The organism is Paenibacillus sp. J22R67, from assembly GCF_059692175.1.
Genome location: NZ_JCAUAX010000005.1, coordinates 166,035 through 189,341, shown reverse-complemented (window position 1 = coordinate 189,341; position 23,307 = coordinate 166,035). Strand labels below are relative to the sequence as shown.

Here is a 23,307-nt window from a genome sequence, read left to right as displayed (position 1 = left end):
GAGAGGAAAGGGAGCGATGAGATGAGTAACAGCTATCACCCTGGACTGGAGAATGTCATTGCAAGTGAGACGGGGATTTCCTTTCTGGATGTTGAGAATGAAGAAATTGTTGTTCGCGGGTATGATCTCATTGAGCTTGCGCAGCATGTTACCTATTTGGATGTTGCAGCGCTGTTGCTTGAAGGAGTACTACCTGATGAAGATGAACGAGTGTCGTTTGAAGCGAGAATTAAAAGTGAATATGGACTGCCATCGAACATTTGTTCTATCCTTCGCTTGCTGCCAGAGCAATCCAATCTAATGGATGTGCTCAGAACGGGGATTTCAGCTTTGGCTAGCTACGATAACGAGCTTGAAGATCGTTCTAGGGAGGCAAATACACGAAAAGCGATCAGGTTGCTGGCAAAGGTACCGCAAATTGTAGCAAATGGGTATCAAGCCAAGACCAAACAAACGTTCGTAGAGCCGCGTGAAGACTTATCCTATTCAGCTAATTTTCTATACATGATTACGGGTAAGGTACCTACGAAGATGGAAGAGGATATTTTTGACCAATCCCTCATCGTTTACAGTGAGCATGAAATGCCGAATTCGACATTCGCGGCAAGGGTGATTGCTTCGACGCAGTCCGATCTGTATGGCGCGCTTACTGGAGCAGTTGCTTCGTTGAAGGGAACGCTGCATGGAGGCGCCAACGAAGCTGTTATGGAGATGCTGCTTGCGGCAGGCTCGGAAGGCAACCTGGAAACACTCATGTTAAGCAAATTAGCTCGGAAGGAACGTATTATGGGTTTCGGCCATCGGGTTTATATGAAAAAAGCCGATCCACGCGCACTGCTGCTGAAAGATGCGCTAGCAGCGCTTGCCTTAGAGAAGAATCAACCTGAGCTGTACACGATGTGTGTGGTTGGTGAGGAAGTCATGAAGCGTGAGAAAAATCTGCACCCGAACTTGGACTATTATGCAGCCCCCGTCTATTATTTGCTCGGCATTCCGATTGAATTGTTCACACCGGTATTTCTCGCAGCCCGTACGATTGGCGTTAGCAGCCATGTGATGGAGCAGCACGCGAACAATCGGCTTTTCCGGCCTCGTGTACAGTACACAGGACCTCGCAACTTGCATCCTTGAACGCTGGAAATTAATTTACCAGAAAGGACGACATTGTGAATGAGTGGATTCGAGAACATAGCCGATAAGGAGATGACTTTTGACCCCTTAATTGAAGAAATAGCTGATTACACGTTAAACGCGCATATTGAAAGTGAAGAAGCGTATCACATTGCGCAGCATGTCTTATTGGATTCCCTTGGAACCGGCTTACTTGCGCTGCGTTTTCCTGAATGTACGAAACACTTGGGCCCGATTGTGCCAGGAGCGAGTTTGCCGGGAGGCGCCCGAGTACCTGGTACCCGGTATGAACTCGACCCCGTACATGCCGCATTCAATATCGGATGTATGATCCGTTGGCTCGACTATAACGATACATGGTTGGCTGCAGAATGGGGGCATCCTTCCGACAATTTAGGCTGTATTGTGGCGCTTGCCGACTATATTAGCCGCAGCAGAGTGGCAGAGGGCAAAATGCCGCTTTATGTGAAAGATATCCTCACAATGTCCATTAAGGCGCATGAGATTCAAGGCGTACTGGCGCTAGAAAATAGCTTAAATCGTGTAGGGTTAGACCATGTTCATCTTGTTAAAATAGCGTCAACTGCCGTGGCCACAGCCATGCTTGGTGGAACCAAAGCGGAGGTGTGCAGTGCTCTCTCGAATGCTTGGATAGATGGAGCCAGCTTAAGAACTTACAGGCATGCACCTAATACAGGCTCGCGCAAGTCCTGGGCTGCCGGGGATGCGACAAGTCGCGCCGTGCGTCTAGCCTTAATGGCTGTGGGTGGCGAAATGGGATATGCTACCGCACTTTCGGCCACAACGTGGGGCTTCCAAGATGTGTTATTCCGAGGCAAGGAGTTAACTTTAGGGCAAGCGCTCGGTTCTTATGTGATGGAACATATTTTATTCAAAATCTCATTTCCTGCCGAATTTCACGCACAGACGGCTGTGGAATGCGCGCTTGAGCTGCATCCTTTGATAAGTGAACGTATAGATGAAATCAAGTCTATCACGCTTACAACCCATCAATCCGCCATCCGGATCATCGATAAAAAAGGACCTTTGTCTAATCCGGCGGATCGGGATCATTGTTTGCAGTACATGGTTGCTATCGGACTGCTATATGGCACACTGACAGCTGAGCATTATGAAGAAAACATCGCGAAAGACCCGCGGATTGATGCGCTCAGGGCGAAGATGATCGTTACCGAAGAGGAACAGTACAGCAAGGATTATCTGGACCCGGACAAACGCTCGATTGCGAATGCTGTCCAAATTCATTTTCAGGATGGCACCTCTACGGAGAAGATTGTCTGTGAATACCCGATCGGTCATCGCAGGCGGCGTACAGAAGGGTTGCCTAAGGTGATAGAGAAATTTGAAAGTAACCTTCTAACCCGCTTCCCTAAGAAAAAATCGTCCGACATATTGACCCTTGCTCTCGATTATGAGCGTTTCATTCAGACACCATGTCAGGAGTTCGTTTCGCTATTTGTTATTTGACCACTGGTATGAAAGATGAAAGATAAAAGATGAAACATGATCATGCAGGAGGTTCCTATGGCATGGCTCATTGAAGAAGAACCTGATCAAGGGCAGTTAGCTGCCCGCTTTCGTCAACTCGTTGAAGCGGGTCCTATTGTCAAAATTCCCGGCGCACACGATGGGATGGCAGCTCTTCTTGCCAAGCAAGCCCAGTTTGAAGCTATTTATCTTTCTGGCGCCGCGTATACAGCTAGCAGAGGGCTGCCGGATTTGGGTCTCATTTACTCAAACGAAGTGGCAGAGCGCGCCCGTGAGCTGGTTCGCGCGGCAGGTCTTCCGCTGCTGGTTGATATCGACACTGGCTTCGGAGGTGTTCTGAATGCCGCACGAACGGCGAAAGAGATGGTGGAAGCCAAAGTCGCAGCCGTTCAAATGGAAGATCAAGAAATGCCGAAGAAATGCGGGCATTTGAACGGGAAAAAGCTGATTTCCGCTGAGGAGATGATGCAAAAAATCCAAACGATCAAGGCCGTTTCCCCTTCGTTATACCTGATTGCCCGCACGGATGCGAAAAGTGTGGAAGGATTGGAGGCAGCCATCGAGAGGGCGAAGCAATATGTGGCTGCGGGCGCAGATGCTATTTTCCCAGAAGCGCTTGAGAAGGAAGAGGAATTTCTTAGATTCAGCCAAGAGTTAAACTGTCCATTGCTGGCGAATATGACGGAGTTCGGAAGAACGCCCTATTTTACGGCGCAGCAGTTCGAAAGCTGGGGATTTCGCATGGTTATTTATCCGGTCACTTCCCTGCGTGTAGCGGCCAAGGCGATCGAGCAGGTGTTTGAGGAGATTCAGATGACTGGCACACAGAAGCAATCACTAAGCCAAATGCAAACACGCAGTGAACTGTACGAAACGATTCGTTATTTCGAATATGAAGCACTGGATGGGAAAATTGCCAAAACCGTTTTGCCCGAAAAGGGCTAGGCCTCACTGATACCTAATGTCGGTGGGGTTTTTGTGCACATCCGTCATCAGGGGGAGAGGAGGTTCAGCGGTGTCATCAGGCAATCATAAAGTGCGATTCGTCACTGCTTCCGCTTTGTTCGACGGTCATGATGTATCCATAACGATTATGCGGCGAATTCTGCAAGCTAGCGGAGCAGAAGTTATTCATCTGGGTCATAACCGGTCAGTTCAAGAGATTGTGCAGGCAGCGATTCAGGAGGACGTACAAGGCATTGCCGTTTCCTCTTATCAAGGCGGACATGTCGAATTTTTTACCTATATGATCGATTTGCTGCGTGAAAAAGGGGCCTCCCGTATCAAAGTTTTCGGTGGAGGGGGCGGCGTCATCCTGCCTTCGGAGATCAAACGGCTGCATGAATATGGCGTTACACGCCTTTTCACGCCTGACGATGGCAGGGAGCTAGGGCTTCAAGGAATGATTTCTTACATGATGATAGAATGCGATTTCTGTACCGTTGCTGCGGATTTGGAGGGAGGTAGCGGTACCAAGGAAAGGAAGGATCTTAGGTCACTGGCGCAGCGTATTACAGCGGCAGAACTTGCATGTGAGAACGCTGCGGACAGCCCGCCGGAAGAGCTGATCAACTTGCAGACACAGGTGCCAGCGTGCCCAATTGTTGGGATCACTGGCACAGGAGGAGCAGGTAAAAGCTCCTTAACGGATGAAATCGTCCAGCGTTTCCTGCGGCAATATCCCGATAAAACGATAGCGATTCTATCGGTGGACCCAACCAAACAGCGAAGCGGGGGAGCTTTGCTTGGGGACCGGATACGCATGAATGCTGTCCATTCCGAGCGCGTGTATATGCGCAGTATGGCTACACGCGGGTCGGGTAATGAGTTATCCGCTGCGATTAGCCCAGCTATTGCTGTTCTGAAAGAAGCGGGCTTTGATCTAATCCTCATCGAAACGAGCGGAATTGGTCAAGGGGATCACCAGATCACAAAACTCGCGGATGTTTCCCTCTATGTGATGACTAGCGAATTCGGCGCGCCTTCGCAATTGGAGAAGATCGATATGCTTGATTATGCAGACTTGGTGGCGATTAATAAATTCGACCGGCGAGGGTCAGAGGATGCTCTTCGGGATGTGAAGAAGCAGGTCCAGCGAAATCACAGCAGATTCTCTGAGCCCTATGAATCGATGCCTGTCTATGGCACGATGGCCAGTCAGTTTAACGATATTGGCGTGGATACGTTATTTAGGGCACTTATCCATACGCTGAACCGCAAGTGCTCATTGCAATGGCTAATAGATGGCTTCGCGCCAAAGGCTCAAACGAAAACGCATATCATTATTCCGGTGGATCGAACGCGATATTTGGGTGAAATCGCGCAGAGCATCCGGTCCTACCATACTTTTGCCGAAAAGGAAGCGGAGATGGCGAGTTCTTGTTATAGGCTGGATGGAGCAATTGCTGCCACAAGGCAAGTCCAAGCTCCAGATGAAAGCTTAGCTATGCTGCAAGCTATCAAGCTGAACTTAGAGAATCAAATGCATAAAGATACACTCCGTATGCTGGCGCAGTGGCCCGAGCGTCAGAAGCAATACAGCGGCAAGACGTTCATTACCCGTGTTCGGGATAAGGAAATGGTGACGGAACTCACTACGGCAAGCTTATCAGGACTAGATATCCCGAAGATCAGCTTACCTAAATACCGAGATACAGGCGATATTATTCGATGGCTGTACCGAGAGAATGTGCCTGGAGAATTTCCGTATACCGCTGGTGTGTTTCCATTTAAACGTACAGCAGAGGACCCCAAACGTCAGTTCGCAGGAGAGGGCACGCCAGAACGAACGAATTTGAGATTCCATTATTTATCCAAAAATGATCAAGCCAAACGTCTCAGCACAGCCTTTGACTCTGTCACGCTGTACGGGGAGGACCCTGATGAACGCCAAGATATTTATGGCAAAATTGGCGAAAGCGGCGTCAGTATCTGCACGTTAGATGATATGAAAAAGTTGTATGCCGGCTTCGATCTATGTGATCCAATGACTTCAGTCTCCATGACGATTAATGGGCCTGCGCCGATCATTTTGGCGATGTATATGAATACGGCGATGATGGATCAGATCGAACGTTTCGCGCAGAACTGCGGAAGAGAGCCAACAAAGGATGAGGCAGCCGAAATTCGCAGAACAACGCTGAAATCCGTCAGGGGAACGGTGCAAGCGGATATTTTGAAGGAGGATCAGGGACAGAACACCTGTATATTTTCCACAGAATTCGCGCTGCGGATGATGGGCGACATTCAGCAGTATTTTATCGATCAGGAAGTGCGGAATTATTATTCGGTTTCCATCTCGGGCTATCACATTGCGGAGGCTGGGGCGAACCCAATTTCACAGCTCGCTTTTACACTGGCCAATGGGTTTACTTATGTCGAATATTATTTGTCCCGTGGTATGTCAATTGATGACTTTGCGCCAAATCTTTCTTTCTTTTTCAGCAATGGGTTAGACCCGGAATATACCGTCATCGGGCGAGTAGCGCGCCGCATATGGGCTATGGCTATGAAAGTTAAGTATGGCGGGAACGATCGCAGTCAGAAGCTGAAATATCACATTCAAACCTCAGGACGTTCTTTGCATGCGCAGGAAATGGATTTTAATGACATTCGAACGACCCTTCAGGCATTGATGGCACTGCTGGATAACTGTAATTCACTGCATACGAATTCCTATGACGAGGCTGTAACGACACCTACGGAAGAGTCTGTTCGCCGAGCGATGGCGATTCAGTTGATCATTACGAAAGAGCTTGGTTTTATCAAAAACGAAAACATGCTTCAGGGTTCATTCATTATCGAGGAGTTGACAGATCTGGTTGAGGAAGCTGTTCTGCAAGAGCTAGAACGCATTAGTGATCGTGGCGGTGTGCTTGGCGCAATGGAGTCTCAGTATCAGAGGGGTAAAATTCAGAATGAATCTATGCTCTATGAAATGAAAAAACATCAGGGTGACTTACCGATCATTGGCGTCAATACGTTTCTGAATCCAAATCCACTTGAAGGGGACATGGATATTCCGCTAGCTCGGGCTTCAACAGACGAGAAAGATCAACAGATTTCCAATCTTCGGGAGTTTATAGGACGGAATCAACAGGCAGCTCCAGTAGCACTGCACAAGCTTCAAGAAGTAGCGCTCTCCGGCGGTAATATCTTCGCGGAATTGATGGATACTGTCAAGGTTGCGAGTCTCGGGCAAATTACGCGTGCACTGTATCAGGTCGGAGGCCAATATCGCAGAAACATGTAGAGAGCAGAAGAGGAGGAATGGCAATGTCTTCTCAGCACATTCTCAAACATCAACAGCTGGGTTTAACGGACGATGACGTGCTGAAGATGTATTCTTACATGCTGAAAGCGAGAAAATTTGATGAACGTGCTACACTGCTGCAAAGGTCTGGTAAAACAGCTTTTCACATTTCCAGCATCGGTCAAGAAGCAGCACAGGTGGCGGCGGCGTTTGCTTTGGATAAACAGCAGGACTATTTTCTTCCGTATTACAGAGATTATGCCTTTGTGCTAACGATCGGCATGACGGTCCAGGAGCTGCTGCTGGCTGCGCTGTTTAAAGCGGAGGACATTAACGGCGGCAGGCAAATGCCGGGACATTTCGGTTATAAGAAGCTCCATATCGTATCGGGCTCAAGCCCCGTGGCTACACAGGTTCTTCATGCGGTTGGGATTGCGCTCACGGCCTTGATGAGGAAGGAAGAGCATATTGCATTCGTGTCTTTTGGTGAAGGCTCGAGTAATCAGGGAGATGTGCATGAAGCTTTCAATTTCGCGGGTGTATTCAAGCTGCCTGTCATTTTCCTATGTGAAAACAATCAATACGCGATTTCTATTCCTGCTCATCGGCAGGTCGCAGGTCGTGTTGTTGATCGTGCCGCAGGGTATGGTTTTCCAGGCCAGCGTGTGGACGGTAATGATGCGCTGGAAGTGTATCGTGCGGTCAAAGAAGCGAGGGAACGTGCTGTTCGTGGCTATGGCCCCACATTGATTGAAGCGATGATGTATAGAATTCCGCCTCATTCCACAGCAGATGACGATATGCTTTATAGGACGAAGGAGGAAGTTGAGTACCACAAGGAACAGGATGGCGTCCAGCGGTTTCGGCGTTATTTGTTAGAGAGTGACGTGCTTAGTGAGGAGCTGGACCGCGCATTACAAGAGAATATTGCCAAAGAAGTGAATGAAGCCACTAAATACGCTGAAAAATCGCCATATCCGGCACCGGAGGACGTGCTGCGGCATGTGTATGCGGAAGATGGGGGTGATGTTTGAAATGCCAATCATAACCTACTTGGAGGCTATTCGTTCAGCGATGGCGGAGGAAATGGAGCGGGATGACTGCGTTTTTGTACTAGGCGAAGATATCGGCAAAGGGGGCGTCCTGAACGCTACGAAAGGCATGCGTGATAAGTTCGGGGAACTGAGGGTGCTCGATACGCCGCTTTCTGAATCTGCCATCGTGGGTGTCGCAATCGGGGCAGCGATGGTCGGGATGAGGCCGATTGCAGAAATCCAATTTGCTGATTTCATATTCCCGGCAGTAAACCAAATCATCAGTGAAGCCGCCAAAATCCGTTATCGCTCCAATAATGACTGGCATTGTCCGATCGTGATTCGCGCTCCTTATGGCGCCACAGGCGGAGGTGGCTTGTATCATTCACAGTGTCCTGAATCGGTGTTTTTTGGTACGCCAGGTCTCAAAATCGTTGCACCGTCAACAGCCTATGATGCCAAGGGATTATTGAAAGCAGCGATCAGGGACGAGGATCCAGTTCTCTTTTTTGAACATAAAAAATGTTATCTCTCCGTATCGGATGAGGTTCCTGCGGATGATTATATCGTGCCGATCGGTAAAGCGGTGACCCGTCGCCAAGGTACGGATATCACGGTCATTGCATACGGTCTATCTGTGCATCATGCCATGAAAGCAGCGGCTGAACTGGATTTAGAAGGAGTCAGTACAGAGCTGCTAGATCTGCGAACGCTTCATCCTCTCGATCAACCGGCTATTTTTGAGGCAGCAGCGAAAACAGGGAAAATTCTAATTGTCCATGAGGATAACAAGACAGGCGGCATTGGTGCTGAGATATCAGCTATGTTGGCTGAACATCTGTTGTACGAATTGGATGCTCCCATCATGCGCTGCTGTCCACCGGACGTTCCACCTGTCGGGATGGCTCCTACACTGGAGAAATTCTACCTGCCAAATGTGGATATTGTAAAGGATGCGATGCGCCAACTAGCGGAATTGTAGAGGAGGGTGGACATGGCGCATAACGAGAAGTTAGGTGCAGATGGGCTCCCAGGCGATCAAATGCTAGCTGTAACTCCAATGCGACAGGCGATTGCATCCCGTATGCAGCAAAGTGTCACTGAAATTCCGCATGCTTGGCTGATGATCGAGGTGGACGTTAGTCATCTTGTCGCGCTAAGGCAAAAGCTGAAGGATTCCTTCTTATTGACAGAAGGATTGCCGCTTACAATCTCCCCTTTTGTATTAAAAGGGATTGTGAATGCTTTAAAAGAATTCCCTCTGATGAATGCATCATGGACGCCCGAAGGCATTGCCGTCAAAAGGAATATAAATATCTCCATCGCAATTGGCTCCGAGGACGCGGTGATTGCACCTGTCATTCACCATGCAGACCGTAAGTCCATAGCTGGCTTGGCTTTTGAGCTGTATGATCTGGTTAACCGAGCTAAGGCTAGCTCATTACGGGTGACGGATATGCAAGGCGGTACGTTTACTTTTAATAATACGGGAGCCTTTGGCTCCATGCTTTCTTATCCCATTATTCAACACCCGCAAGCGGCTATTCTCACCTTTGAGAAAATAGTGCGAAAGCCCGTTGTGATCCAAGAAATGATTGCGATTAGATCCATAGTCTCTATCTGCCTTTCGTTTGATCATCGCCTGCTCGATGGCATGATTTGCGGTCGTTTTTTACAGAGAGTCAAGTATTATTTAGAAAAATATGATGAGGAAACTACGATCTACTGAGGCTACTCACCTTAGGAGGATTAACGTATGAGGGAAAGTGTCATTGTTGGAGGTGCTCGCACACCGTTTGGGAAATTTGGCGGCGGTTTAAAGGATGTCCCTGCAGTCGAGCTTGGCGGCACTGCCATTCGGGAGGCTGTTCAGCGTTCCTCACTAGAACCGTCTGCGATTGAGGCCGTCATCATGGGGATGGTTCTGCAAGGAGGAGCAGGGCAGAATCCCGCGCGTCAGGCAGCGCGCTTGGCGGGTCTGGACTGGAGCGTTACGGCAGAAACGATCAATAAAGTATGTGCATCGGGTCTGCGGAGCGTGACCCTTGCTGATCAAATGATCCGTTCTGGCGATGCAGCATGCATGGCTGCCGGGGGAATGGAGAGCATGAGCAGCGCACCTTACTTGCTGCCGAGCACCCGTTGGGGCGCGCGTATGGGGAATCAGACGACCATTGACTTGATGGTTCACGATGGATTGTTATGTCCATTTGAACAAGTCCAAATGTTCGTTCATGGCAGCGACGTAGCCGGAGAGTTCGGCTTAAGCCGTGAAGAGCAGGATAAGTGGGCCTTTCGTAGTCATGTTTTGGCGATTGAGGCGAGGAAGAAAGGTTACTTTTCGGAAGAAATCGTACCTATTGTTGTGCAAGCGAAGCATGGAACGAAGCTGATTGATCATGACGAAGGTCCGCGAGAAGATACGAGTATGGAGAAGCTTGCCGCATTGCCAGCACTGGTGAAAGGCGGGACGATTACAGCAGGAAATGCACCTAGCGTCAACGATGGGGCAGCAGCGATGGTCGTCATGTCGAAGGATCAAGCGTTGGCCCAAGGTATTAGCACGCTTGCAACGATTGTCGGTCATGCGAGCGTTGGGGAAAGAGCGCCGTACATTGCGATAACGCCTGCTCTGGCGATTCAAAAGCTTTTAAAGCAAACAGGCATGAAGCTGGATCAAATCGACCGGTTTGAAGTGAATGAAGCCTTCGCTGCTGTTTTGTTGACCAGCGAACAATTGCTTGGTTGGAATCCGAAGCTTGTTAACGTTATCGGGGGGGCTATTGCGCTCGGTCATCCCATTGGCGCAAGCGGTGCACGGATTCTGCTCACACTAATCCATGAGCTGCGAAGAAGCGGCGGCGGCTACGGAATAGCCGCAATTTGCAGTGGAGCTGCGCAAGGCGATGCCATTCTCATTCGCGTGGATGGATGAATAGGATTGAGGGGAGCGGGACTATGAACATACAGACTATCATGGTCATTGGCGCTGGACAAATGGGGAGCGGGATCGCACAGGTGGCTGCTGCTTCAGGCTTCCAGGTGCTGCTGCACGACTCATCCCTGGAATTTCTGAACAGGGGCCTGCTGGCAATTAACAAACAGCTAAACCGCAGTGTTGAAAAAGGTAAACTGACACCAGAAGGGATGTCTGAGATCGTTAGCCGCATACAACCAACTGAGTTTGTAGAGCTTGCGGAGCAAGCAGATCTGGTCATTGAAGCAATATCAGAGAATATGGCGCTGAAGGTCTTGCTGTTCCATAGGCTGGATGGCCTTTGCCCGCCTCATACGATTTTGGCGACGAATACGTCATCACTTCCTATTTCGGAAATTGCAGCTGTTACGGGTCGGCCTGAGAAAGTTATCGGGATGCATTTTATGAATCCAGTGCCGGTCATGCCTTTGGTTGAAGTGATCCGAGGATTGGAGACGTCACAGGAAGTGTTCGAGGTTGTTTATGAGCTGAGTCGGCGTATGGGAAAAACACCGGTTGAAGTGAATGATTTCCCAGGTTTTGTCTCTAATCGCATTCTGATGCCGATGATTAACGAAGCCATTTTCACCGTTTATGAAGGCGTAGCTTCTATTGAATCCGTGGATAAAGTGATGAAGCTCGGGATGAATCATCCGATGGGACCACTGGAACTAGCGGATTTCATTGGACTGGATACGTGTCTCTCGATCATGGAAATTCTATATGATGGTTTTAAAGATTCGAAGTATCGACCATGTCCGCTGCTGCGTAAATATGTGAAAGCGGGTCGATTAGGGCGTAAATCAGGGCAGGGATTTTACACCTATCAAGAATGAATGGCGCTCAGAAGGATGCTTCGAACAAAGCTAGGAGGGGACTACAGGACGTTATTTACTCTGAAAATGAGCGCTGCGACCATGTAGTTTCCTTATCTTAAGTTTGTGTTTACAGGGGAACAAATGTTTGGTAACATATGGTTATAAATTCCAATTTGGGGAGGCGAATGAAATGGGACGAGTTGTCTTATTTGAAATGAATAGTCAAGATCCTGAACGTGCGGCGAGTTTTTATTCTACTGTTTTTGGTTGGAAGATCGGGGCATCTAATTGGGGCTACTTACCGGTGACAACAGGAAATGAGGACAAGCCTGGCATTGATGGCGGTATTTCTAAAGGACCAAGCGACTATCCTCATGGCATTAGGATTCAAATTCAAGTAGATAACATAGATGAGGTTATACATAATTCCGTCGAAATGGGAGCTCAAGTTGTCAGAGGGAAGATGGAATTCGATACCTTCTATCTTGCTTATTTAGTTGATCCCGTAGGTAATGGTATCGGATTGATTCAGAATAAGTAGAGTGGGTTAGATTTAAGTAAAAGATACATCTCTGAATAGGGTGTTTTCTTAATGAATTGATCTAAATTTTGAATTGATTAAACTGAATTTTAAGTTTGGAAATGATTGGTCTTTCGTGGCATACCCCCGTAGAATGGTCTGGTAATGCGAACAAGTATACAGATGCAGTTAGTCATAATCATTTTAAATACACACGCTACTAGGGGCATCGTCTAATAAACAGCGAGAAGGAGCGAGTCATGTTAAAGAGATTGGAAGAACTGTTTGGTGTAGATTTGGGCACCTGTAATACGCTAATATATCAGCAAAAAAAGGGTATTGTTCTGCAAGAGCCGTCCGTAGTCGCCATTCAAACAGATACAGGGGAAATCAAAGCTATCGGCCAAGAAGCCTATGATATGATTGGGAGAACACCTGCGAATGTGGAGGTCATTTATCCGTTAAAAGATGGCGTTATAGCTAATTTTGATATGACCTTAGCGATGCTTAAATATTTTATTGGCAAAATTAGAAAAGGCTACAATTGGTTCCGGAGCTTTCACGTATTGATTTCAGTTCCGTGCGGTATTACCAATGTGCAGAAGCGGGCCGTTGAAGAGATGATCGTTCATAAAGGAGCGAGGCGGTCAACAACGGTGGAAGAACCATTAGCAGCTGCATTGGGAGCAGGTCTTCCTGTCGAAGAACCCATTGGCAGCATGGTTCTTGACATTGGAGGAGGAACGAGCCAAGTTGCGATTATCTCGCTTGGCGGCATTGTCGTAAGTGAAGCGATTCGTCGTGGAGGCATGTCCATCGACCAGGATATTATTGAATATGTGAAACGTGCTTACAATATGGTTATTGGTGAGCGCACAGCAGAGGACATCAAGAAAAATGTCGCAACTGTCGTGAAACCTGCTAAGGAAATCACGATGGACATTCGAGGTCGCGACTTGATGGAAGGATTGCCGCGAAGCATAACGATCACTTCATCGGAGATTTATGAAATTTTCGATGATTTTATGATTGCACTTGTGGAATGCATTCGACTTGCAATGGAGAAATGTCCTCCTGAGCTAGCTGGCGATGTTATGGAGCAGGGCATATTGCTTTGCGGAGGCGGCGCATTGCTCGAAGGGTTGGACAAGCGCCTTCAGCAAGAACTAGGCGTGCCCGTGTTTCTTGCGGAACATCCGATGGCATGTATTGCTCAAGGGACAGGGAAAATGCTAAACTTCAATGGGGCGATAATTGAACGATCTGCCAAACTGATCACACAGTCTGACAAGTTGATGACAGAGAATCAAGAGAGCGTCCAATAAAGGAGGCTTATCCATTGAAGTTTAGAGCTGTATCCGAGCAAACAAAAATGAATTATATGATGTGGAGCATTAGAAGAGAGATCATCAAAGAAAATGCTTATTTGAACGCTCTGCCTTATGATCCCACACCCATTATGGAGATCGTCAAGCAACTCTTGGATGCATGGGATCCTATCGGGCTTCTAGATATGAACGCTCTCGATGACGAATATGAGGGTGAAACACGTACGTTAACGATTTACATAACGAAACACCTGTTAGATTTAGATGCACATAGCCTTAGCACAGAGATCAATAAGTTGTTTCGTTCATCATTCGGCGAAGAGTATCAAGATCAGGATACTTCGGTTGAAATTGCAGCGGCAATTCTTCATACTCTCCGAACCAATCAAATTCTAGCTTAATGGTTGAAGCAAGTTTGGCACCAACTTTGGTGCCTTTTTTGCGTAATGCTGGACCCGTTATGGTTGCATTAACAAGCATTTTATAAGAGAATAGAGCGAAGGTATAGAGAAATGGGGTGTCATCGTGAGCGAAATGCTTAACAAATACTGTGCCAAATTATTTGGCAAAACCGGTTTTATTGTTGAAATTGGCGTCATTAAAAAAGTAACGAATCGGACCATCCACGTAGATTGGGGAACGAAGACGTGGATCTATCAGAATAAGGATTTTAAATGGATGCCGCTGGAGAAAGAAGAATTTGAACAAAAATATAAGAAGCCTAAATTCTCTGAAGCGGCACTAAACCGCGCTGTTGAATTAGGTTTGAAAATAACTTATAACTAACAGGTAGGCTATATAAATCGTAATGACTTGAGTTCCTCTGAGGAACTTCAGGTCATTTTTTAAAATGATGACTAAAGGGGATACAGGGATGAATATGCGAAAAGTTGCAGCAGTCACGGGCGGAGGCCATGGCATTGGACGGGCAATTGCACTTGCTTTTGCCCAAGAAGGATACGATGTTTCCATAGCGGATATTCACGAAGAGGCCGGTTTGGAGACGGTCAAGCTCTTGAACTCCTACACAGAGCATGTCGTGTTCACGAGGGTCGATGTTTCGAAGGAAGATGAAGTTAGGCATTGGATGGAACGCACGGTCTCTGAATTAGAAGGGATTGACGTTCTAGTTAATAATGCGGGGATTATGCATAATGTTGATGTCCTTGATCTCACGAGCGAACAGTTCCTGCGGGTCATCTCTGTGAATTTAGGTGGAGCTTTTATATGTTCGCAAGCCGCGGCGCGTGTGATAAAGGAGAAGGGGCAAGGCGGCGCCATTATCAATATCTCGTCTACACGGGCATTCATGTCAGAGCCTAACACAGAGGCTTATTCGGCATCAAAAGGCGGCATCTCTGCACTAACGCACGCGATGGCTATTAGCCTAGGAGAATATGGTATTCGTGTCAACGCCATTTCCCCGGGTTGGATTGAGGTTCGAGATTGGCACTATCCAGCTGTCAAGGATTTCATTGTTCACTCTGAAGTGGATAAAAAACAGCATCCAGTTGGCAGAGTAGGCAAACCAGAAGATATTGCCGCTGCTTGTCTATACCTAGCTGATGAGAAAGCTGGGTTCATTACGGGGCAGAATCTTACCATCGATGGCGGGATGACGGTTAAAATGGTATACGCAGAAGAGTAAATCTACATAGCGGATTATTAAAACAGCCCAAGACACATTGTCTGGGCTGTTTTTGTTATTTTTTATCTATAATAGCTACAGTGCAGCGTGAAATACATATCAGTTGATCTTTCTCATCGGAGATGCGAATGTCCCAAACCATCGTTTTGCGGCCTTTGTGAATGGGCGTGGCAACGGCTGTTACGATGCCGTCTCTTTTGCTTTTAAGGTGATTGGCATTGATTTCAAGTCCAACCGCCGCATATTTATCTTTGTCGATGATATTAATCTCCGAAGCAATCGAAGCTGCTGTTTCCGCCAATAGAACTGAGGCTCCGCCATGTAAAATGCCAGCAGGTTGATGAGTGCTAGGTCCGACCGGCATTGACATCACAACACGATCGGGCGCCAGCTCCACAAAGTCGATGCCGAGCGATTGGATAGCGGTGTGCAAGCTTCGTTCTTTCATAAAGGTGATAAATGACTCCTTATCCATCCCATACGACTGATAAATTTGTTCTGCTACAATCATTAGCAATATCCTCCTTCAGAGTTCGTACTCTTTCTAGTATACGTGTCGTTATGTTGCTAGTAGAAGGAAAAATTTTTGGAGAAAGGATAACAATTCCTTGATAGGAAATTCTAAGTTCAACAAAACGAAGGGGTTGGAAGCATGCAGGTTGATAATGAGATGTGGATGGAGTTTCAAGAGACTGAGCAAGTGGAAGACGCCGAATCAAAACATGATTATGAGTTGATTCGAGCGTATGCGGATCAGTTAAATGGAGAAGTTGAAGCTAGTGAGGAATAATCTAACCAGCGAATGAAGGAATGCCGCAATCTATGCGACATTTCTTTTGTTTTTAATGGTGGGAGCGAGCTGCAACGATGAAAAACATCGTTGCAGTACGCACGAGTCACGGTAGCGAGCATCGCAACGATGAAAAACATCGTTGGGAGCGAAGAACCGTGATTCGAGAAGGCAGCTGCGCAGCTGCAACGATGTAAAACATCGTTGTAGTACGCACGAGTCACGGTAGAGAGCACCGCAACGATGTAAAACATCGTTGGGAGCGAAGAACGGTGATTCGAGAAGGCAGTTGCGCAGCTGCAACGTTGAAAAGCATCGTTGGGAGGGAAGAACGGTGATCAGAGAAGGCAGCAGCGCAGCTGCAACGATGAAAAACATCGTTGTAGTACGCACGAGCCAAGGTAGAGAGTACCGCAACGATGTAAAACATCGTTGGGAGCGAAGAACCGTGATCCGAGAAGGCAGCAGCGCAGCTGCAACGATTTTAGCTGTTGACAAAAAGATACCCGAAGGCGTTATATGGATGTAATTAACAATGACATCTATAGCTAGAGGGGGCCCACCATGTTCTACTCGCTAAAAAACCGCTTAATCGTTTTTTTCGTCATCTTATTGTCCATCTCGTTCGGGTTGATGTCGTACTTGTTTTTCACGGAGTCACGATCCATTATACGTTCCTATATCGAATCGTCAGCTTTCGAAAAAATGGACGAGTACGGGTCTTTCGTCAATATGGCGCTGGTGCAAATTTATGATGTTTCATCCATTGTTTTTAATAGCTCAATGATAAAAAGCTGGGATAACGCGCTGTCAGATCCTGCTCTACCAGCAGGTGAAAAGATGCTGGCAAACATTAATTTGAGCCAATTTCTAACACAAACCACGAATAATTACTCTATTGTTTCGTCAGTGACGGTGTATAGGCAGGAAGGCATGTGGATCACAGCAGATAATCAGATGATGAACGATTCCTCGTTCAAGAAGGAACAGTGGTACGATCATTTTAAGACAAGAGGCATTCAATGGGTTTCTGCACATAAAGACCCAATTGAGTTGAATCGTTCGAAGACTTTTGATGTACTCAGTTTATTACTGCCAATCGGCACATTTGAACCTTCGCAGTCTAGAAATATGATGAAGATTAATGTTAGCTCTGAATTTTTCCTGGAACCGCTTAATCGGATTCATTTAGGGGAGAAAGGTACGATTTTCCTACTGGATGGCCAAGGAGAATCAGTTCTAGGACAGAGTGAATACAACTCTCACCCCGAAGCTGCCAAGCAAATGGAAACAATCCGCAATAGTTCGCAGCAAAACGGTGTCATTTATTTGGAGAATGAATCTGGTGCTAAGGACATTATGGTTTATAAAAAGCTGAAGTTAAACAATTGGCTGCTCGTTGGCATTGTGCCTGAAGTCGATCTGTACGGCAAGTTGTACAAGCTGCGCACAAGTTTATTCATCTTTGGGTCCTTGCTGCTAGTAGGTGCAATTGCTGCTGCCATCTGGCTTTCACATGGAATTTCGAAACCGCTCTCACGATTGGCATCCGGGATGCGTTATGTCCAGATGGGTGATTTTGACGGGGCAGAGAATCGTATACCTGCTGATGAGAAGGTGCGTAATGAAGTGAGTTACGTCACCGCAACTTTTCGAAACATGGTCAGTCGGCTCCGTTATCATATTAAAACTGAATTTGAGCTGAAGCTGTTAAAGCAGCAGGCGGAATATAAAGCTTTACTGATGCAGATTAACCCGCACTTTTTATTTAATACATTGGAATTACTAAGCAGTTTGGCCATGCAGCAACGTACACAGGATACGGTGAGGGTCATTGAAGCTTTGGGGAAAATGATGCGTTTCTCCCTGAAAATTAGCAACGATCTAACCCCGCTTGAAGAAGAACTGAAATATGTTCGCCATTATGCTTCTATTTTACAAATTCGCTTTGCCGATCGGCTGCACCTCTCGTTAGAGGAAGATGAACGGCTTCGTCAATGTGTTATCCCTAAATTCATTTTGCAACCACTGATTGAAAATGCTGTGAAATATAGCTTTAAGGAACAGGCAGAAGCGAAAGTCATAGTTAGAGTACGACGTGCAGATCAGCGTTTAATACTCACCGTTGCTGATAATGGTACTGGAATCACGTTGGAATTGTACCAGCAATTGCGCGCAGAATCGTTGACTTCCCATTTTGACCATATTTTGCGAACAAGGTCGGAGCAGATTGGCTTACGCAATGTATTAGCCAGATGCCAGCTCTACTACGGCAATTTGTTCGAATTTGAAATCATTCCGGGCGAATTAGAAGGAACGAGTATTTCACTGATTTTGCCTATTCAAGGAGGGACCTTAGATGTATAGTGTGCTAATTGTCGATGATGAACCAGAAATTCGTCTTGGTTTGAAGCTCAAGGTCGACTGGGAGAGTTTAGGCCTCAACATTACAGGTGAGGCAGGCAATGGAGCGGAAGCCATGGAGTGGCTGACACAACATCCTGTTGATGTGGTCATTACGGATATGAATATGCCTGTCATGAATGGTGTGTCATTTTTGGAAGCCTGTTATGAGCAATATCCTACTTTACGGTTGATTGTAATTACTGGTTATGAGGATTTTCATTATGCAAAAGCGGCGATTCGTAATCAGGCAAGGAATTATTTGCTTAAGCCTGTGACGCAAGATGAATTGACCGAAACGCTGAGCAAAATTGTTCAGGAGCTGGATGGTTTAAGGAATGAACGCGACCAACAAGTCATGATGCAGTGGCGGCTCTCGCAATATTACAAGGAAATGAAAGAGCATTTCCTTGTCCATCTTGTCAAAGAAGAGGTGGAACGGGAGTCCCTTCTTAGGGAGAGAGCCAAGTGGTTTCAACTGGATGCCTGGGAAAATCGCCAAGTGCGATTCGTTACCGTCGGTTCGATTGAACGACAAAATACGCAGCAGGAACGTTCGCCTGATAAAATGCGCTTACCTTTCGAAATGGTTTGCAGAGAAGCAGCGGAGAATTCAAATGGGCAGTATCATGTGTTTCGTGATGCGAATTATGCGGGGTTAATGCACTTCGTTACCGCAGCGGAGGATGGGGAACTGGAAGCTTTCGTGCATAGACTTTGCCATGCGGTAACTGAACATTTGGGCTTTGAGCCTGCGGTCGGCACGGGGCAGACCGTGATTGGACTAAGGCAGTGGAAGGATGGCTATTTATCTGCGCTATTAGCTTGGAATTTGAAAGGCAATCATGCTTCGAATGTTATTCAGCAGCAAACTGTGATGGAGGCTGTTCTCTCGGAAGAGACGACGAAGGTGCTGCAGCGTTATGTGACGCGAGGCGATTTATCGGCTTTTGAGCAAGCGATTCACAAAGAGTTAAATGCCGCTTTTGCCGCCTCGCAGGCCCGATTTGTGAAGCTAATTTTTCAGCTATATCTGATGCTGGATACAATGGCCTTTACAGCCGGCATTGCCTTAGAAAGCAGCGAACAGCTCTGGCTTCGTCCCGAGCAGGTCTGGGGCTTTGATACGACAGCTAAAGCTGCGCAATTTCTGAATAAACTGGCTGTGAAAATCATGGGCAGGCCAGAAAAGGGCGCGCTGGATGCCGAACATTCGATGATTCAGGCTGCCGAGCAATTTATTCAAGATAATTATATGTATGATCTGAATTTAACGATGTTAGCCGAACGTTTTAATTATAATTCTTCTTACTTTTCCGAGATGTTTAAAGCCAAAGCCGGTAAAACCTTTATTCAATATATCACAGATGTGCGGATGGCTAAGGCTGTGCAATTGCTGGAGGAAACCATGCTCAGTCTGTGGGACATCGCGGAGCTGACAGGCTTCTCGAATGCGAGTTATTTTAGTTCAAAATTTAAAAGGATGTACGGTATTTCTCCGTCCGATTACCGGATACGTCTAAAAGCACCTGAAAAATTTGATAATCAAGTACCGAAGAAATAGCATTCAAAGGAGCGCCGTAAATCCTTATGATGATCCTAATGGTGATAGATGGTCACCCGAAACGATCACGAAGGAGGAGGGCGCTCATGTCATCTCTACGTAAAACCGCCCTTTCGCGGCAAAATCGTACAGCCTATTTATTTTTATTGCCTTGGTTAGTCGGATTTTTCTGTTTAACGCTGGGGCCGATGCTGGGTTCGCTTTATCTGTCATTCACGAAATTCAATTTACTGAACAGCCCCCGGTTGCTGGGACTGGACAATTATGTGCAAATCTTCAAGGAAGATGACTCCTTTTTGCATTCCATGGGACTTACTTTCCAGTATGCCTTATTGTCAGTGCCTCTTCGACTGATTTTCGCTTTACTGGTGGCAATGGCGCTGAATAAAGGAATTCGTGCGCTAGGGGTTTACCGAACCGTCTATTACATCCCGTCTCTGCTTGGGGGAAGTGTTGCGATTGCGATCGTGTGGCGTAAAATATTCGACGGAGACGGACTGTTCAACCAATTTTTGAGCTGGTTTGGCATTGAGGGACCAGCCTGGGTGGCACATCCAGACTATATTTTGTCCACGATCATTACGTTATCGGTGTGGCAGTTTGGATCTGCGATGGTTATCTTTCTGGCTGGTCTGAAGCAAGTGCCTGCCGATCTGTATGAAGCTTCGCAAGTAGACGGTGCAGGAAAGATCAGACAGTTTTTTCAAATTACGCTGCCACTCTTGTCACCGGTTATCTTCTTCAACCTTGTCATGAGTATTATTAACTCGTTCCAGGTGTTTACGCCAGGTTATGTCATCGGTGACGGGCGCGGAGGTCCAGTTAACTCAACCCTATTTTATACCCTGTATCTGTATTTAAAAGGATTTGCTTTCTTCGACATGGGTTACGCGTCAGCACTTGCTTGGATCATGCTTGTTGTAATTGGCATATTAACGGCTGTTGTGTTCCTGACCTCAAAGTATTGGGTATTTTACGGCGATGGCAAGGATGAGAGGGGATGATTCAATGACTGTGAATAGGAACTATACAAAACTGCTCAAGCATTTGTTGATTATCGCTTTTGGCCTGCTGATGTTGTATCCCGTTTTGTGGCTGCTGAGCGCTTCGTTTAAGCCGAATCAGCTCATTTTCTCAACTACGAGCCTTTGGCCGTCAACGTTTACGTTTGACAATTATATCAACGGCTGGAGAGGTTTGCAGGGCACGACGTTTGGACGGTTTTTTCTGAATTCCGCACAAATTTCAGTGCTTTCCGTACTTGGGAATGTTATTACCTGCTCTTTTGCAGCTTATGCGTTTGCCCGATTGGATTTCAGGTTCAAAAAGCTTTGGTTCAGTCTCATGCTGGTGACGATTATGCTCCCTTACCATGTCACTTTGGTTCCGCAGTACATTATTTATAACAAGTTTGAGTGGATTAACACGTATCTACCGCTGATCGTACCTAAGTGGCTGGCACACGATTCATTCTTCATCCTACTCATGGTGCAGTTCATCCGAGGTATCCCGAAAGAACTTGACGAAAGTGCAACGATTGACGGCTGCGGACAAGGTCAAATCTATTTTCGGATTATGATGCCGTTACTGGTTCCAGCGTTAATTACAACCGCTATTTTCACTTTCATTTGGACTTGGGACGATTTTTTTTCGCAAATGATCTATTTGAACAACATCAAATTGTTTACGGTTCAACTAGGTATCCGCTCCTTGTTTGATCCATCCGGGGAGTCGGATTGGGGCGCGCTGCTTGCGATGTCTGTGCTTTCACTGGTACCGATCATGACGATATTCCTATCCTTTCAGAAATATTTCTTAGAAGGCATTGCGACTACAGGTCTGAAATAACCCGAAAAATTGAGTAGTCAACACCCGAAGAAATGACATTCTAAGTAAGCTTGAAATGCATTACGATCAGGATATCCACGATCATCATACGAAAAACAGGGGGAATTTATCTATGAAAAAACGGTTGATCATGACAACGTTGGCCATGTTGATGGCAGTGACATCGGCTTGTTCTTCAGGTACGGGTACAGGCAGCAGCACAACTAACACGCCAGCGGCAAGTACAGCTAGCGGAGCTGCGAAAACAGAGCCAGTTGAGCTGCGACTTATGTGGTGGGGCGATCAAAAACGTGCCGATCGCACGAATGAAGCGCTTCGCAAGTTCGAAGAGAAAAATCCGAATATCAAAATTGTCGGTGAGTTCGCGCCAAGCTCCGGATACTTTGATAAGCTCAATACGCAACTAGCTTCCGGCACAGCACCTGATGCGTTTTTCCTCGGCGGGAACGTCGTTGATTACGCCAACAAAAACGTTCTGCTAGAGATGGACCCTTATGTAGGCAAAGAGCTTGACCTTACCGATATGGATAAATCAATGATTCAATACGGGACCTTCAAGGGTAAGCTTCTGCATGTTTCTGCCGGAGCGAATGCAAGGGGAATCGTGGTCAATACGGAGTTGTTCAAAAAAGCGGGTATCCCGGTGCCGAAAGATGGTTGGACTTGGGAGGAATTCGGAAAAACCAGCAAAGAGATTTCTGATAAGCTAGGCAAAGATGTGTTCGGCACTTACAATTTCACCGTTGATGGTATGGATATATATCTGAAGCAAAGAGGCAAAATGCTTTACGACATGGATAATGCGAAGCTTGGCTTTGAGCAGCAGGATGCGGAAGAGTGGTTCGGATTATGGGATACAATGACCAAAGCTGGGGGCGTTGTAACACCTGCCTTGCAGGTATCGAATCCCCCTGCGGATACGAGTAAATCGCTCGTTGTGACGGGGAAAGTGGCAATGAGCTTGCTCGCTTCGAATCAGCTAGGCGCTCATCAGAACTTGATTCCAGATAAGCTGGAGCTAGTTCAACTGCCTCGCGGACCGAAAGGAACGGGTGTCGTATTCGAATCCAGCCAAGGCCTGTCCGGTTATGCAAAAACAAAGCATCCGAAGGAAGTGGCGATGCTGATGAATTACTGGATTAACGATCCGGATGCAGCGAAAATTTTGGGCAATGACCGTGGCGTTCCAGTTACTTCCAAAATGCGTGAGCTGTTGAAGAAGGATGCGAATCCAGTAGATCAAGTCATCTATGATTACACGAGTCGTGTTTCTGCAGCGACAAATAAAGAACCGTTCGCGGTCAGCTACAACCCTCCGGGCAATACGGAATATACGAAATTAATTGAAACTACCGTACAGGAAATCGGCTTTGGAAAAAAAGATGTAAAAAAAGGCGTGACCGACTTCTACACCGGGACTGTGAAGATTTTCAACAATAACAAATAAGGAATCCGCTTGCGGGAGAAAAGGCTGCCACTGGCAGT

Annotated in this window: 22 protein-coding genes; 21 read left to right on the top strand and 1 reads right to left on the bottom strand. The window is 46.8% G+C overall.

Going from position 1 to position 23,307, the window contains the following annotated elements; genetic code table 11:
* The first annotated feature begins 21 nt into the window (after positions 1 to 21).
* From mmgD to AC58VC_RS20810, 14 genes are all read left to right on the top strand, one after another.
* On the top strand, positions 22 to 1,131 hold the full coding sequence (mmgD, locus tag AC58VC_RS20875) for a citrate synthase (protein ID WP_497370890.1): 1,110 nt from the start codon (positions 22 to 24) through the stop codon (positions 1,129 to 1,131).
* Between the two features lie 39 nt (positions 1,132 to 1,170).
* On the top strand, positions 1,171 to 2,619 hold the full coding sequence (locus AC58VC_RS20870) for a bifunctional 2-methylcitrate dehydratase/aconitate hydratase (protein WP_497370888.1): 1,449 nt from the start codon (positions 1,171 to 1,173) through the stop codon (positions 2,617 to 2,619).
* 57 nt (positions 2,620 to 2,676) lie between these two features.
* The gene (gene prpB, locus AC58VC_RS20865; RefSeq protein WP_497370886.1) at positions 2,677 to 3,585 is read left to right on the top strand and encodes a methylisocitrate lyase; all 909 of its coding nucleotides are present in this window, start codon (positions 2,677 to 2,679) and stop codon (positions 3,583 to 3,585) included.
* Between the two features lie 70 nt (positions 3,586 to 3,655).
* Positions 3,656 to 6,892, top strand: coding sequence for a fused isobutyryl-CoA mutase/GTPase IcmF (gene icmF, locus AC58VC_RS20860; RefSeq protein WP_497370884.1), 3,237 nt, complete (start codon positions 3,656 to 3,658; stop codon positions 6,890 to 6,892).
* A gap of 23 nt (positions 6,893 to 6,915) precedes the next feature.
* On the top strand, positions 6,916 to 7,926 hold the full coding sequence (locus tag AC58VC_RS20855) for a thiamine pyrophosphate-dependent dehydrogenase E1 component subunit alpha (RefSeq protein WP_497370882.1): 1,011 nt from the start codon (positions 6,916 to 6,918) through the stop codon (positions 7,924 to 7,926).
* 1 nt (position 7,927) lies between these two features.
* Positions 7,928 to 8,908 (top strand): alpha-ketoacid dehydrogenase subunit beta, encoded by a 981-nt coding sequence (locus AC58VC_RS20850; protein WP_497370880.1) that lies wholly within the window; start codon positions 7,928 to 7,930, stop codon positions 8,906 to 8,908.
* A 12-nt stretch (positions 8,909 to 8,920) separates the two neighbouring features.
* Positions 8,921 to 9,655: a dihydrolipoamide acetyltransferase family protein gene (locus tag AC58VC_RS20845; RefSeq protein WP_497370878.1), complete on the top strand. Its 735-nt coding sequence runs from the start codon at positions 8,921 to 8,923 to the stop codon at positions 9,653 to 9,655.
* A 27-nt stretch (positions 9,656 to 9,682) separates the two neighbouring features.
* Positions 9,683 to 10,861: an acetyl-CoA C-acetyltransferase gene (locus tag AC58VC_RS20840; RefSeq protein ID WP_497370876.1), complete on the top strand. Its 1,179-nt coding sequence runs from the start codon at positions 9,683 to 9,685 to the stop codon at positions 10,859 to 10,861.
* Between the two features lie 23 nt (positions 10,862 to 10,884).
* Positions 10,885 to 11,739 (top strand): 3-hydroxybutyryl-CoA dehydrogenase, encoded by an 855-nt coding sequence (locus tag AC58VC_RS20835; protein WP_497370874.1) that lies wholly within the window; start codon positions 10,885 to 10,887, stop codon positions 11,737 to 11,739.
* Positions 11,740 to 11,911: 172 nt separating this feature from the next.
* The gene (locus AC58VC_RS20830) at positions 11,912 to 12,262 is read left to right on the top strand and encodes a VOC family protein (RefSeq protein WP_497370872.1); all 351 of its coding nucleotides are present in this window, start codon (positions 11,912 to 11,914) and stop codon (positions 12,260 to 12,262) included.
* Positions 12,263 to 12,501: 239 nt separating this feature from the next.
* The gene (locus AC58VC_RS20825; RefSeq protein ID WP_497370870.1) at positions 12,502 to 13,566 is read left to right on the top strand and encodes a rod shape-determining protein; all 1,065 of its coding nucleotides are present in this window, start codon (positions 12,502 to 12,504) and stop codon (positions 13,564 to 13,566) included.
* Positions 13,567 to 13,580: 14 nt separating this feature from the next.
* Positions 13,581 to 13,970 (top strand): hypothetical protein, encoded by a 390-nt coding sequence (locus tag AC58VC_RS20820; RefSeq protein WP_497370868.1) that lies wholly within the window; start codon positions 13,581 to 13,583, stop codon positions 13,968 to 13,970.
* 124 nt (positions 13,971 to 14,094) lie between these two features.
* Positions 14,095 to 14,355 (top strand): hypothetical protein, encoded by a 261-nt coding sequence (locus AC58VC_RS20815; protein WP_497370866.1) that lies wholly within the window; start codon positions 14,095 to 14,097, stop codon positions 14,353 to 14,355.
* 88 nt (positions 14,356 to 14,443) lie between these two features.
* Complete coding sequence (locus AC58VC_RS20810) at positions 14,444 to 15,217, top strand: glucose 1-dehydrogenase (RefSeq protein WP_497370864.1); 774 nt, start codon at positions 14,444 to 14,446, stop codon at positions 15,215 to 15,217.
* A 55-nt stretch (positions 15,218 to 15,272) separates the two neighbouring features.
* Here AC58VC_RS20810 and AC58VC_RS20805 read toward each other — a convergent pair whose 3' ends face one another.
* Positions 15,273 to 15,665 (bottom strand): PaaI family thioesterase, encoded by a 393-nt coding sequence (locus tag AC58VC_RS20805; protein WP_497371362.1) that lies wholly within the window; start codon positions 15,663 to 15,665, stop codon positions 15,273 to 15,275.
* A 204-nt stretch (positions 15,666 to 15,869) separates the two neighbouring features.
* Between AC58VC_RS20805 and AC58VC_RS20800 the strand changes: the two genes are divergently transcribed.
* The 7 genes from AC58VC_RS20800 (at position 15,870) to AC58VC_RS20770 (ending at position 23,269) form a co-directional block, all read left to right on the top strand.
* Positions 15,870 to 16,007: a hypothetical protein gene (locus tag AC58VC_RS20800; protein WP_497370862.1), complete on the top strand. Its 138-nt coding sequence runs from the start codon at positions 15,870 to 15,872 to the stop codon at positions 16,005 to 16,007.
* A 334-nt stretch (positions 16,008 to 16,341) separates the two neighbouring features.
* Complete coding sequence (locus AC58VC_RS20795) at positions 16,342 to 16,536, top strand: hypothetical protein (RefSeq protein ID WP_497370860.1); 195 nt, start codon at positions 16,342 to 16,344, stop codon at positions 16,534 to 16,536.
* A gap of 35 nt (positions 16,537 to 16,571) precedes the next feature.
* On the top strand, positions 16,572 to 18,374 hold the full coding sequence (locus tag AC58VC_RS20790; protein ID WP_497370858.1) for a sensor histidine kinase: 1,803 nt from the start codon (positions 16,572 to 16,574) through the stop codon (positions 18,372 to 18,374).
* Complete coding sequence (locus tag AC58VC_RS20785; RefSeq protein WP_497370856.1) at positions 18,367 to 19,974, top strand: response regulator transcription factor; 1,608 nt, start codon at positions 18,367 to 18,369, stop codon at positions 19,972 to 19,974. Before AC58VC_RS20790 ends, AC58VC_RS20785 begins: the two co-directional genes overlap by 8 nt.
* An 86-nt stretch (positions 19,975 to 20,060) precedes the next feature.
* Positions 20,061 to 20,978: a carbohydrate ABC transporter permease gene (locus tag AC58VC_RS20780; protein WP_497370854.1), complete on the top strand. Its 918-nt coding sequence runs from the start codon at positions 20,061 to 20,063 to the stop codon at positions 20,976 to 20,978.
* 4 nt (positions 20,979 to 20,982) lie between these two features.
* Positions 20,983 to 21,822: a carbohydrate ABC transporter permease gene (locus AC58VC_RS20775; protein WP_497370852.1), complete on the top strand. Its 840-nt coding sequence runs from the start codon at positions 20,983 to 20,985 to the stop codon at positions 21,820 to 21,822.
* 112 nt (positions 21,823 to 21,934) lie between these two features.
* Positions 21,935 to 23,269 carry an ABC transporter substrate-binding protein gene (locus AC58VC_RS20770; protein WP_497370850.1) on the top strand — a complete coding sequence of 445 codons (1,335 nt, stop codon included), beginning with the start codon at positions 21,935 to 21,937 and terminating at the stop codon, positions 23,267 to 23,269.
* The last annotated feature ends 38 nt before the right edge of the window (positions 23,270 to 23,307 follow it).